The organism is Anabaena azotica SJ-1 (genome assembly GCF_047275885.1).
Lineage (GTDB): Bacteria > Cyanobacteriota > Cyanobacteriia > Cyanobacteriales > Nostocaceae > Trichormus_B > Trichormus_B azotica_A.
In genome coordinates this window covers 691,175-703,897 of record NZ_CP178454.1, presented here as the reverse complement: position 1 = coordinate 703,897, position 12,723 = coordinate 691,175, and the positions used below count along the sequence as shown (strand labels likewise).

Annotated in this window: 10 protein-coding genes; all 10 read left to right on the top strand. The window is 36.4% G+C overall.

The annotated features are described in order from the left end of the window. The first annotated feature begins 23 nt into the window (after nucleotides 1–23). The 10 genes from ACLLO5_RS03015 (at nucleotide 24) to hepC (ending at nucleotide 12,633) form a co-directional block, all read left to right on the top strand. A complete protein-coding gene (locus ACLLO5_RS03015) occupies nucleotides 24–746 on the top strand; it encodes an acyltransferase (RefSeq protein WP_413174004.1) in 723 nt (240 codons plus the stop codon). A 96-nt stretch (nucleotides 747–842) separates the two neighbouring features. After that, nucleotides 843–1,871, top strand: coding sequence for an NAD-dependent epimerase/dehydratase family protein (locus tag ACLLO5_RS03010; RefSeq protein WP_413174003.1), 1,029 nt, complete (start codon nucleotides 843–845; stop codon nucleotides 1,869–1,871). Nucleotides 1,872–2,248: 377 nt separating this feature from the next. Further along, a complete protein-coding gene (locus ACLLO5_RS03005; RefSeq protein WP_413174002.1) occupies nucleotides 2,249–3,181 on the top strand; it encodes a glycosyltransferase family 2 protein in 933 nt (310 codons plus the stop codon). A 63-nt stretch (nucleotides 3,182–3,244) separates the two neighbouring features. Next, nucleotides 3,245–4,255 carry a glycosyltransferase family 2 protein gene (locus ACLLO5_RS03000; protein WP_413174001.1) on the top strand — a complete coding sequence of 337 codons (1,011 nt, stop codon included), beginning with the start codon at nucleotides 3,245–3,247 and terminating at the stop codon, nucleotides 4,253–4,255. Between the two features lie 20 nt (nucleotides 4,256–4,275). Continuing rightward, a complete protein-coding gene (locus tag ACLLO5_RS02995; RefSeq protein WP_413174000.1) occupies nucleotides 4,276–5,112 on the top strand; it encodes a phytanoyl-CoA dioxygenase in 837 nt (278 codons plus the stop codon). A 97-nt stretch (nucleotides 5,113–5,209) separates the two neighbouring features. After that, nucleotides 5,210–5,755 carry a dTDP-4-dehydrorhamnose 3,5-epimerase gene (gene rfbC, locus ACLLO5_RS02990; protein WP_413173999.1) on the top strand — a complete coding sequence of 182 codons (546 nt, stop codon included), beginning with the start codon at nucleotides 5,210–5,212 and terminating at the stop codon, nucleotides 5,753–5,755. Nucleotides 5,756–5,757: 2 nt separating this feature from the next. Next, nucleotides 5,758–7,071, top strand: a complete 1,314-nt coding sequence (locus ACLLO5_RS02985; protein WP_413175998.1) for an NAD(P)H-dependent oxidoreductase — start codon at nucleotides 5,758–5,760, stop codon at nucleotides 7,069–7,071. Nucleotides 7,072–7,512: 441 nt separating this feature from the next. Beyond that, the gene (locus ACLLO5_RS02980) at nucleotides 7,513–8,613 is read left to right on the top strand and encodes a glycosyltransferase (RefSeq protein WP_413173998.1); all 1,101 of its coding nucleotides are present in this window, start codon (nucleotides 7,513–7,515) and stop codon (nucleotides 8,611–8,613) included. Nucleotides 8,614–8,805: 192 nt separating this feature from the next. Continuing rightward, nucleotides 8,806–11,037, top strand: coding sequence for a GumC family protein (locus tag ACLLO5_RS02975; protein ID WP_413173997.1), 2,232 nt, complete (start codon nucleotides 8,806–8,808; stop codon nucleotides 11,035–11,037). Nucleotides 11,038–11,877: 840 nt separating this feature from the next. Further along, nucleotides 11,878–12,633 carry a heterocyst development glycosyltransferase HepC gene (gene hepC / locus ACLLO5_RS02970; RefSeq protein WP_413173996.1) on the top strand — a complete coding sequence of 252 codons (756 nt, stop codon included), beginning with the start codon at nucleotides 11,878–11,880 and terminating at the stop codon, nucleotides 12,631–12,633. The last annotated feature ends 90 nt before the right edge of the window (nucleotides 12,634–12,723 follow it).

The window sequence follows — 12,723 nt, the reverse complement described above, 5'->3', positions numbered from 1 at the left end:
CTCCTAATTGTAGCAGGGCAAATATGAATAGTGTAACCAAAAAGTGGAATTGGGAAAACTCCATTGCTACTAGTAAATTAACGCGCCTACAAGAAGTTACACTCACCACCTTATTAGCAAATATGCCAAAGATTTTTTTTGGCACCAGTTTCCGGAGACTACTTTACCCACCAATTTTTTCCCAGTTTGGTAGAGCAATAGATATTGAACCTGATGTTAAATTCTATGGCACTGCCAATATAGAAATTGGCGATAGAGTAAAACTGAATAGCGGTGTAAGACTCAATGCACTGGGCGACAAAAATAATCGAATTTCTATTGGCTCAGGTACAACTTTAGAACGTGGAGTTGATCTGGGTACTCTAGAGAATTCTAGCATTGTAATTGGCGAAAATACTTACATCGGACTATATACCTGTATTACTGGTTACGGTAATATCAAAATCGGCAAAAAATGTCTCATTGCTGCTCATTGTGGCATATACGGTAATGGTCATATTTTTGCAGATTCACAACTAGCAATTGCTGATCAAGAAGTCACAAAAAAAGGCATTACCATCGAGGATGACTGTTGGTTAGGTCATGGAGTAACAGTCATTGACGGTATCACAATTGCTCGCGGTAGTGTTATTGGAGCAGGCGCAGTTGTCACTAGAAACATTCCCCCTTACTCAATAGCAGTTGGTGTACCTGCTAGGGTAATTGCTCAACGTCATACAGCAGGAAACAATAGGGAACAGGGTTAAAAACCTTTGGTATATAACTTTGTTTTTTAATTTTGTACCTCATTCACTTGCAATATTCTGTAATCAATTAACTAATCCATCCCGCAATTTAAAACCATGAAAATATTAGTCACAGGAACAGAAGGATATCTCGGTTCTTTACTACCTCCTTTGTTAATCGCTAGAGGTCATGAAGTTATCGGATTAGACACAGGTTTTTATAAAGTTGGTTGGCTATATAACGGAACTGACATCACAGCTAAAACCCTCAACAAAGATATTCGTAATATTATTCCTGAAGATTTAGAAGGTGTGGACGCAATAGTTCACATGGCGGAACTTTCTAACGATCCCGCTGGACAATTAGCACCCCATATTACCTATGAAATTAATCATTTAGGTTCTGTACGTTTAGCTAACTTAGCCAAAACTATGGGGGTACGTCGCTTTATTTATATGTCTTCTTGCAGTGTTTATGGTGTTGCAAGTGAAGGTGATGTCACCGAAGAATCACCTGTTAATCCCCAAACAGCTTATGCAGAATGCAAAACATTAGTAGAAAGAGATATCAAACCATTAGCTAATGATGATTTCTCTCCTACCTTCATGCGAAATGCGACCGCTTTTGGTGCTTCTCCCAGAATGCGATTTGATATTGTTTTAAACAATTTAGCCGGTTTAGCATGGACTACCAAAGAAATTAAAATGACCAGTGATGGTACACCTTGGCGGCCATTAGTTCATGCTTTGGATATTTGTAAAGCCATCGTTTGCACCTTAGAAGCACCCAGAGATATTGTCCACAATCAAGTTTTTAATGTGGGAGATACTGCTAATAACTATCGCGTTAAAGAAATCGCCGAAATTATTGCTGATACTTTCCCTGGTTGTAAATTAACCTTTGGTAATAACGGTTCAGATAATCGTAGCTATCGAGTCTCTTTCGAGAAAATTAACTCTATCCTTCCCGGATTTAAATGTGACTGGAATGCTCAAACTGGCGCTAAACAATTATTAGATTTATTCAGTAAAATCGACATGACTGAAGATACTTTCTTGTTTAGAGGATTTACAAGATTAAAACAGTTAGAGTACCTAATTCGTACTCAGCAAATCGACAAAAATTTCTTTTGGAACAAACAATAGGTTGAGAATAATTTAGAGGATGTTTTAACAGTTATTGGGGACAAATCACCAATCTTTATATCCTTCTTATTCCCCTTTTTTGAGGGTAATTAGACTATTGAATTCCCCCTTAAAAAGGGGGAATTAGGGGGATCTTGATAAGACTTGATATTTTATAAACTATCCTCAATAAAGTAAATTTTCTCAAATTTAAAATCTTGTTTAAAATCTTGCTAACTACTAATCAATACTTTTCAGTTAAGAGAGAAAGTAGAAAAGGTTCAGATAAAACCTTTCACTTGAACCTAAAGCAACTAATAAATTACAGGTTATTAAGCAAGTAGTATTACTCTACTTACTATATCCATTAACTACAGCAATATCGCGATGCAGAAATTATGAATAAATTACTCACAATTGCTATTCCTACATTCAATCGTGCCACCTTTTTAGACCAACAACTAACTTGGTTAGCAAAAGCAATCAAGGGTTTTGAATCTGAATGTGAAATCATTATTTCTGATAATTGTTCTACAGATAACACTCAAGATATCATTAATAAATGGCAGAAAATCTTTAATAAAACAACATTTAAAAACAATAAAAACACAACTAATATTGGTGTAATGGCTAATATAGCTTATTGCTTCCAATCTGCTATCACCGAATACGTTTGGGTCATTGGTGATGATGACCCGATCCAGGAAAGAACTTTAGGTTATGTGATCAATAACCTGAAAGCTCATCCAGAATTAGCCTTATTAATTCTGAATTTCTCCTGGTTTTATGTAGGCAGTAATGAACTAGCTCATGAACGCTGCTTTACTATTGAAAATGAAAATATTGTATCTAATGGTAAACCTTTAATCGAAAAATGTTTACATGAAAACTTTGGTGGACTAGCTTTTATGACTGCTCAAGTATACAAAACACAAGCAGCAAAACAAGCTTTTCAACTATGGACATCTAGTGTAAATAACAGAGAAGCTCAAGTGTATTGGACTGCTTTTTGTGCTACTCAAGGAAGTGTAAAAATTACCAAAGATGTTTATTTAGAATATGCTTGTGGCATGAATTCTGCACCTGGAGAAAAACTTTGGTTTAGGATGCATTATTTAGACTTACCCATGATTTATGTAAAACTCATGGAAATCGGCTATAGCGAAATATTTTGCCGCAAATTGATTATTAGTCATTTTGCAGAGAACAATTGGAGAGTAATACTAGGTGCATTGAAACGATGGCCTTTGACAACAATAAATATTATCATACCTTACTTAAGTTTAGTAGGGATATGTCGTTGGAAAGTTCTTACTTCTACTGCGAATTAATCAACAGATAGAATTGAGCTTCAAATATTAAATTCCAGATGTTTATAATTCATCTATTTAGCTATGAATAAATTATTGACCATTGCTATTCCTACTTATAATCGGGCGAATTTACTTGATCAGCAATTAGAGTGGCTGTCTAAAGCTATCAAAGGTTATGAATCTGATTGTGAGATATTAGTTTCTGATAATTGTTCGACTGACAACACTCAAGAAATTATCAAAAAATGGCAAGAAAATCTTAATAATGTTACGTTCAAATCTAATCGGAATATAGAAAATTTAGGTGTAATGAGAAATATCATTTATTGCCTAAGTTCAGCAACCACAAAATATGTATGGACAATTGGTGATGATGATCCAATTCAAGAAAGAGCAATCAGTTATGTAATAGATAAAATCAAAAATGTTGAGAATCTATCATTGGTATTTCTCAATTTTTCTGGTAAGAATAAAATAACTGGTGAAGCGGTTCATCCACCTACAATTTGTGGTAATCGCTGGTTTGATGCTGATACTGAAAATGGTGACGGTGATGGTAAAGCAATTTTTGAATATTGTTTTACTAAAAGTGTGGGAGCAGTCATTTTTCTTACTGCTACAATATATCGTACTGACTTAGTTCAACGCGCTCTACAAATTTGGCCAGGTGCAATTAATAATTGGATATCTTTAGCATATTTTGCCGGATATTGTGCTGCTAATGGCAAAGTAATTGTCACTAAAGATACCTATTTAGAATGCATTGTTGGTGTGAGTTATTGGCAAAAAGAACCAAAATCGGCGCTATTAATGCAATATAAACACATCCCAGAAGTAATTTTTAAGCTACAAGAAAATGCAGGATATTCTCAGCGATTTTATGCACAAATGATGGTACATAACTTTCAACAAGTTGACTTGAAAGTTTTCTTAGGTGCTTTGAGAAGATGGCCAATTTCTGCTATTCAAACAGTCGTTCCTTTTTTGGCTATAGTGGGTATTTCTGCTATTGAAGTCATGGCTGCTCCCGAAATGAAAATCGCCGAATCTCATCAACAATCTAGCCAAATTGTCCGTCGAAATAAAGGATAGATAAGGAAGGTTTAAGTCCTATGATTGCAACTCTTAACGATAAGATAAATAGCCTGACTTCTGAACTAGATTATCAAGTATCACTAGCCAAACACAGAAAAAATTTACCTTTATTATCTAATGAGGATCAGTTAATCGCCAAAACTCTAAAACGGGAAGGAGTTTACATTACTTCCATAGAAAATTTAGGATTACCATCAACTGCACAAATGTTAGAAAGTGCTAAAAATTATGCAGCCATGATGAAAAATCCCAGAAATATTCAATCAGGGTATAACTTACCGCAAATTTATACAGTCACAGATTTGCCAGAATTTGTCACCTGGGGAATTGAAGCGCGACTGCAAAATATCATAGAACACTATATCAGATTACCTATTGCTTTTCATGGTGTTCATGTGCGGAAAGACTTTCCCAACGAACAGCAACTACAAACATTACTATGGCATAAAGATTCAGAAGACCGTCGGATGATTAAAGTCATCATCTATTTACATGATGTGGTAGAAAAACATGGCGCTTTTGAATATATATCTCTGCCTAATAGTCCGTTAGAGTTGTTGAATTATTATCGGGTGGATTATGCACTATGGAAATCTAACTTCTTAGGAATTAACGATCAAGAAATGATGAAAATTATTCCTAAAACAGCTTGGAAATACTGTCCAGGAAAAGCAGGGACTGTGATTTTTGTAGATCCCAGAAATGTTTTACATCATGGTACCGTGAGAAGTGAAGAACGCTCAACTATCTTTTTTGTCTACACAGCAAAATCACCAAAGCGTCCAGAACTTTGCAATCAATACAATGATGACACTTTCATCAAACCCAATAAACAATTAATGGCTAATAATTAATTAGTAATTGGTAATTGGTAATTGGTAAATATACATTACTGTCACCTATCACCTGTCACCTGTCACCTGTTACCTATTCCCTATTCCTTGAAAAACTATGATTTTCACAGAAACTAAACTCCCTGGTGCTTTTATTATTGACTTAGAAGAAAAACCCGATCAGCGTGGTTTTTTTGCCCGGACTTTCTGCGCTCAGGAATTTGCTGACCATGGCTTAAAGCCAACGGTTGCTCAATGTAACCTTTCTTTTAATCATATAAAAGGTACATTGAGAGGAATGCATTACCAACTTCTACCAGCAGCAGAAACAAAATTAGTGCGTTGTACTCAAGGAGCTATTTATGACGTAATTGTGGATATGCGTCCTGAATCTCCAACTTATCTGTCGCATATTGGTGTAGAACTAACTGCCCAAAATCGCCGGGCTTTATATGTACCAGAAATGTTTGCTCATGGCTATCAAGCTTTAACAGATGGTGCTGAAGTTGTGTATCAAGTGGGTGAATTTTACACTCCTGGCTATGAGCGTGGTTTGCGTTATGATGATCCACTTTTAGAAATTTCTTGGCCTTTGGCTGCTACTGAAATGTCTGAAAAAGATCGGAATTGGCCTTTACTAGAATCTATTTTAATAGGAGTTTAATGATGATTATTGTAGATAAAGCCTTACAAGCCCGTGCGGCATTAGGTAAACCTGTAAAAGTAGCAATGATTGGTGCTGGTTTTATGGGTCGTGGCATTGCTAATCAAATTATCAATTCTGTTCCTGGGATGGAGTTGGTTGCTATTTCTAACCGTCACATTGATTCAGCCAAACGAGCTTATTCAGAAGCAGGAATTGAGGATGTTAAGGTTGTTTCTAGTGTAGTTGATTTAGAAGATGCACTGATTCAAGGTAAATATGCCATTACTGAAGATGCTATGTTGCTGTGTGAAGCTGATGGTATAGATGCAATTATTGAAGTGACAGGAACAATTGAATATGCTGCTCATTTAGTGATGAGAGCGATCGCACATCAAAAGCATATCATTTTAATGAATGCAGAACTTGATGGTACTATTGGCCCCATCCTCAAACTACACGCTGACCGCGCTGGAGTCATCCTCACAGCTTGCGATGGTGATCAACCAGGGGTAGAAATGAACCTCTACCGCTTCGTTAAAAGCATCGGTTTAACCCCCCTATTGTGCGGCAACATCAAAGGCTTACAAGATCCCTACCGCAACCCCACCACCCAAGCTGGTTTCGCACAACGTTGGGGTCAAAATCCCGCCATGGTGACAAGCTTTGCTGATGGCACAAAAATTTCTTTTGAACAAGCAATTGTCGCTAATGGCACAGGAATGAAGGTAGCAAAAAGGGGAATGTTGGGATACGAATACACAGGTCATGTAGATGAAATGACCAAAATGTATGATATTGACCAACTAAAAGAATTAGGTGGCATCGTTGATTATGTAGTTGGTACCAAACCAGGCCCAGGAGTATTTGTCTTTGCCACCCACGAAGACCCCAAACAACGCCATTACCTTAACCTCTATAAACTCGGTGAAGGACCCCTTTACAGCTTCTACACCCCCTATCACCTCTGCCATTTTGAAGTTCCCCTATCAGTAGCCCGTGCAGTCCTCTTCCATGATGCAGTTCTTGCACCCATAGCAGGCCCCATAGTTGATGTTGTCGCTACTGCTAAAATTGACCTCAAAGCCGGAGAAACTCTTGATGGCATCGGTTATTACATGACCTATGGACAATGTGAAAACTCAGAAATAGTCCAGCAAGAAAATTTACTCCCAATGGGAATAGCAGAAGGATGTACTTTGAAGCGTGATATTTCTAAAGATCAAGTCCTCACCTACGACGATGTAGAATTGCCTGAAGGTAGACTTTGTGACAAACTCCGTGCTGAACAATTAACTTATTTTGTACCTGCAAAAACCTTGGTACTTGCAAAGTAGTTTTCATACCGCAATAGGTTAAGAACCTAGAATTAGTAAGTTAATTTGGGGAAAGGTTTTTTCTGCACCTTTTCCCCTTCACTTAATCCGAATCCTAATTTTGCTCATGTTGAGCAAATACTTAAAACATTTCCTGATATTCTTATTCAACCGTTGATTCTTATTAATAGGTAGTAGAAATTTTTAGTTGATAGTATTTACTTAGGTTTTGTTTCTGTTCAGTAAATTATTATGATTGGTAATTTACTTGACTAAATTCAATTTTCACATAAGTAAATATTCCATTTTTTTATATGTTGCAAGGGCATTATCTCAACTTTCAAATACATACAACCATCTCAGGATGGGTTTAGTGCAGAAGGTAGACTGGTATAAACATATCTGTACATACTTGCTAGTCAAACCAGAATTTAATCAACATTGCAATATAAGGCATCATCCATGAAAATTGCTCTCGTCCATGACTACTTAACCCAACGCGGTGGGGCAGAGCGTGTGTTTGAATTGCTTTGTAAACGCTACCCAGAAGCTGATATTTTCACATCTTTATATGATCAGCAAAAAAGTATTGATTTCGGTGAGCGTATAGTTAACACAACTTTTTTGCAAAAGATTCCCGGTGCAGCAAAGTATTTCCGCTTGATGGCTCCTCTTTACTTTCCTGCCTTTCGGACTTTGAATCTCCAAGACTATGATTTAATTATCAGCAGTAGCACTAGTTTTGCTAAAGCAGTCAGAAAAAAACCACAAGCACACCATATTTGTTTCTGCCATAATGTTACCCGGTTTTTATGGGATACAGAGACGTATTTAAGGGAGTATGGAGACTATCGCTATTTTGCTCCCTTAATTGAAAGAGTCTTTCAATTAATGAGAAATGTAGACCTGAAATATTCCCAAGAACCAGACCTCTACATTGCTAACTCTAGTGTTGTTGGCCGTCGTATTCAAAAAATTTATGGTAAACAAGCAATTGTGATTAACTATCCAATTGATACCAGCAATTTTGTTTTTTCTGATACAAAAGATGAATACTACTTGGCATCTGCCCGGATGATAAGTTATAAACGTCTTGATATAATAGTCGAGGCTTTTAACTGGCTAGGGTGGCATTTATTAATATCAGGTGACGGACCCGAACTAGAACGGTTAAAATCCAAAGCATTAGGTAATATCCAATTCTTAGGTCACGTTAGTGATGGAAAAAGAAAAGACTTATTTTCTAGAGCTAAATCCATTATTGTCGCAGCCTTAGAAGACTATGGATTAGTTCCAGTAGAAGCTAATGCTAGTGGAACTCCAGTAATAGCCTATGGTGCCGGTGGGGTATTAGATACTCAAATACCTGGCAAAACAGGAGTTTTTTTTAAAAGACAAACACCCGATTCTCTACAAACAGCATTATTAGAGGCTCGAGGGATATCTTGGAATTACGAAAATATTCGTAATCATGCCGTAAATAATTTTTCTGAACAAGCATTTTTTAGTAAAGTTGAGCAAATTCTTGTTCAAGTTTCTGGTGTGCATAGCTCATTCATTTAATTTGTCATCAAAAAGTCTTGAAAAAACCAGCATCCCACTATTACTCTGTTAAGAACCTGAATGCTATCAGTTGTTTTGGGAAAATATTAAAGGTTCTTTATTTTCCCTTACCCCTTCAGCTTTTTTAGTGAACAAAAAAGTATTAACAAGCTATCTATAGCATCTCTCACAACAAGGATAAGGATAATCAAAGTGGTTCAAAATAGTCTAAATCCCCATATAAATTCAGTCGCTGACACAGAACCAGGTTATGGACAAATATTTGCTGTATTTGTCAGAAGATTTCCCTGGTTTTTATTAGTATTTTTGAGTTCTACTGCTCTTGCAGGCATCATTACTTTAAGAACAAATCCCAGTTTCAAAAGTACGATGCAACTATTAGTAGAACCTAACTATCAAGGCAAAAAAGAAGGAGTAGATACAGTAGAAAATCAGTTTACAGACTCTAACGTTGTTATAGACACAGCGACACAGCTTAATTTGATGCAAAGTTCTGGACTGATTCAAAAAGCAGTTAATAAACTCAAAGCAGAATATCCAAGTATTACTGTAGAGGAGATAAAGAAATCCTTAGTCTTAACCCAAATCAGGACTAAAGAAGATAATGTTGTCACCAAAATTTTCCAAGTTGACTATAGTGATGGCAATCCAGAAAAAACACAAAAAGTTTTAACTGCTATTCGACAAGTCTATGTAGATTATAACAAACAACAACAGGATTTACGGTTACAAAAAGGTCTGCAAGTTATTAGAGAGCAGTTGCGAAAAGCTAGTGACGAAGTGAATGCTTCTGAAACCAATCTCCAACGATTCCGCAGAAATCAAAATTTAATTGATCCAGAATTACAAGCCAAAGCAATTGAAGAATCTTTAACTACTATTCAGCGAGAAAGACAAACCACTCGTTCTCAATATCAAGAAGCTTTAGCAAAACAAAAGTCTTTGCAACAACAACTGAATCGTTCTCCTCAAAATGCATTGGTTTCTTCTCGTTTGAGTCAGTCTATACGCTATCAAGGCTTACTGAATGAAATTCAGAAAACAGAACTAGCTTTAGCACAGGAACGCTTACGGTTTACCGATGATACTCCCAACGTGCAGAAGCTGACAGAACAACTCCAGAGTCAAAAAGAACTTTTGCAAAAAGAAGTCAGCAGAACTTTAGGTAGACAGTCCACCAGTGTATTCAGTTTTGGAGAAAATCTTCTCGAACAGGGACAGCTTGGGCAAATAGACCTAAATTTGACCGGGGAATTAGTAGAAAATCAGACTAACATAGTTGCGTTAAGTGCGCGTGATCAAACTTTAGCAGCAAAAGAGAATGAACTGCGATCGCAACTCAAACGTTTTCCCTCTCTCTTAGCTTATTACAACCGCATCCTTCCTCAGTTACAATTTAGTCGAGAAAGAATGGAGCAATTGTTGAGAGCAGAACAGCAGTTGCGGCAAGAACTATCTAAAGGTGGATTTAATTGGGAAGTAGTAGAAGAACCACAACTAGGCATAAAACTAGGCCCCAATCTCAAGCAGAATCTCTTATTGGGTGCCGTAGTGGGATTAATGTTAGGTGGTATTGCCGCCTTTATTCGAGAAACATCTGATGACTCTGTACATACTACCGCTGAATTAGAAAAACAAATTACCCTCCCATTGTTGGGAACAACTCCCAAATTACCACCAGCAAAACCCAAAGAATCAATCATCAAATTACCATTTGGTAAACCAGAAGTTCTTGCTCCCTGGACAATTCAAGTCTTACAATCACCACCCCGTTGGGAATCACTAGACCTCATTTACAAAAACATAGAACTTCTCCATAGCGTCACTGATTTAAAATCCTTAATGGTGACATCAGCATTACCAGATGATGGTAAATCAGCTTTGACATTAGGTTTAGCTATGAGTGCAGCCAGATTACATAAAAAGGTACTGCTCATAGATGCCAACCTCCGAGACCCCAGCTTACACAAACAGCTTAACCTTCCTAATGAACAAGGTTTATCTACCCTATTAGCCAGTGATGCTACCCTTCCTAATCAGATTGGGCTTCAATACTCAGGCTCATCTTATATCGACATTTTAACTGCTGGCCCCATACCTTTAGATCCTGCTCATCTTTTGAGTTCTCCACGCATGATGGAATTGATGGCTGCATTTGAAGAAAACTATGATTTAGTCCTCATAGATGCTCCCTCAGTTATCGGTATGGTAGATGCTATGCTCACAGCCTCATCCTGTCGGAGTGTCGTCATGGTAGCAAGCATTGGTAAAGTAACACGCAATCATTTAGCTCAAGCTACAGCAATGTTGAGCAAACTAAATCTCATTGGAGTTGTAGCCAATGGAGTATCTAACTCAGATAGCACTTATGTACCTTATGCCAAACAATCACAACTAGTATTACAACAAGTTGTGGAAAAATAGCTAAATGATTTCCACTGACCATTCTATTGAGCAAAAGATCATTCAGGAGTCAAAATGCAGCATTTTTATGAATGCTTTCAGATTGACTCCCATACTTGTTGGTTAAAAGTAAACAGTGAAACTAAGTTAACAGTTACCAGAAAAACTAGTACACCACGGCGTAAATCAACCACCCATTAAAAATTACTGGAAAGCTTGTTTAAGCTACTTTTTTAATGTTTAATTTTTAATTACGCCCTGCGATACTAGTTTTTTTATAGATTGGGTAGAACGATGGCGAAACCTAACAAAAGCATATAAATTAGGACTTGCGTAAGCCCTATAAATTTTGGGTGATATCTACGGCATACTTCAGTTTTATACAGTGTCCTCTAGGGATACCTTCCCACCAACGTAAGTTAATTTGTAAGTTAATTTTTTTGCACTTAACCGAAAAATATTGATTAGAAAAACATCGAAATTCATCAGATTTTTATATTAGTTTCCAAAAAATATAAATATTTAAAGATTTAATCAAGAATTTACTAGCAGGATAAGTTATTTCTATTCGTTCTTATATTCTAGAGATTAAGGACAAAACTAAATTCTTCAAATTTAGGATTAGTCCTGTTTTGTAATAGATGTTGAACGTAGATTGATGTAGCGGTAATCTGAAGGGATGATTGACCTCTACATATCCCTAACAGAAATACCAAGTTTCCTAACTCTCCATTTATCTTAATTGCTGTTGGCTTAACTTCCATTGTTGCTTTCTGTACATCTTCATACCTACAGAAATCTGCAAATCTAAACTCTTATTTACCGCTTCAGTAATTTTCTACTGTACAAATCTCAAGACCTATGACAACTTCAATAGTTCCCAAATTACAAGCTCAAACTACTATAGCCCAGTCTCACCAAAATTATCACATCCAATACTGTACACTTCAATGGCGTAGAGGTCAGCTACTGGTAAAGCCTCCTAGCGATTTGAAACAACCTTATTTACCTTCACTAGATAACGAACAATTATTAGTGGAGTGTTTAAAACATTCCCCAGTGAATTTAGTAACTATAGATCCCAAACTAGGTAATACCGCATTGCAATTTTGGGCAGATGCTTGTCACAAAGCTAATAAGCCCATATATCTCTCTATGCCTTTTAAAAATCAATTTCCCAAATTGAGCAACCAAGTATTGAGATTAATACAACTGCTAACCAACTGGATTTTAGCATTAACATTACTGCTATTAATTAGTCCTTTAATACTGGGATTAATTATCATCATGCGTGTTCAATCATCAGATGTAATCTTCGCTTATGAGTGGCAGATTGGTGAAAAAGGTAAACTATTTCGAGCTATCAAATTCTGCACAACTAGAAAAAAACATAGTACGCGATTAGAATTATGGATGCGTAAATATGGTCTAGATAAATTACCTAAATTATTCAATGTCCTTCGTGGTGAAATTAGTTTAATTGGATACCATTGTTGGTGTTTAGAAGATGCAGTTCAAATAAGTTTAGAAAAAGAATCAAAACAATCAAATTCATTGGCAGAAGTTAACAAATTATGGCAAATAGAAACTCAGTACAACCCGGTTAAATTTTCATAAATTTAGTCCTAAACAAACTAGGAGAATCATTTATTTTTCATCCTAGTATGTTTTTTATTCCCATAACGATTATTTCCTGTTTTCATATTT

Excerpts from the sequence above, each read along its gene's own strand:
- ACLLO5_RS02995 (WP_413174000.1), top strand. The coding sequence starts at position 4,276 with ATGATTGCAACTCTTAACGATAAGATAAATAGCCTGACTTCTGAACTA.
- ACLLO5_RS02985 (WP_413175998.1), top strand. The coding sequence starts at position 5,758 with ATGATTATTGTAGATAAAGCCTTACAAGCCCGTGCGGCATTAGGTAAA.
- ACLLO5_RS03010 (WP_413174003.1), top strand. The coding sequence starts at position 843 with ATGAAAATATTAGTCACAGGAACAGAAGGATATCTCGGTTCTTTACTA.
- ACLLO5_RS03005 (WP_413174002.1), top strand. The coding sequence starts at position 2,249 with ATGAATAAATTACTCACAATTGCTATTCCTACATTCAATCGTGCCACC.
- ACLLO5_RS02980 (WP_413173998.1), top strand. The coding sequence starts at position 7,513 with ATGAAAATTGCTCTCGTCCATGACTACTTAACCCAACGCGGTGGGGCA.
- hepC (WP_413173996.1), top strand. The coding sequence starts at position 11,878 with ATGACAACTTCAATAGTTCCCAAATTACAAGCTCAAACTACTATAGCC.
- rfbC (WP_413173999.1), top strand. The coding sequence starts at position 5,210 with ATGATTTTCACAGAAACTAAACTCCCTGGTGCTTTTATTATTGACTTA.
- ACLLO5_RS03015 (WP_413174004.1), top strand. The coding sequence starts at position 24 with ATGAATAGTGTAACCAAAAAGTGGAATTGGGAAAACTCCATTGCTACT.
- ACLLO5_RS03000 (WP_413174001.1), top strand. The coding sequence starts at position 3,245 with ATGAATAAATTATTGACCATTGCTATTCCTACTTATAATCGGGCGAAT.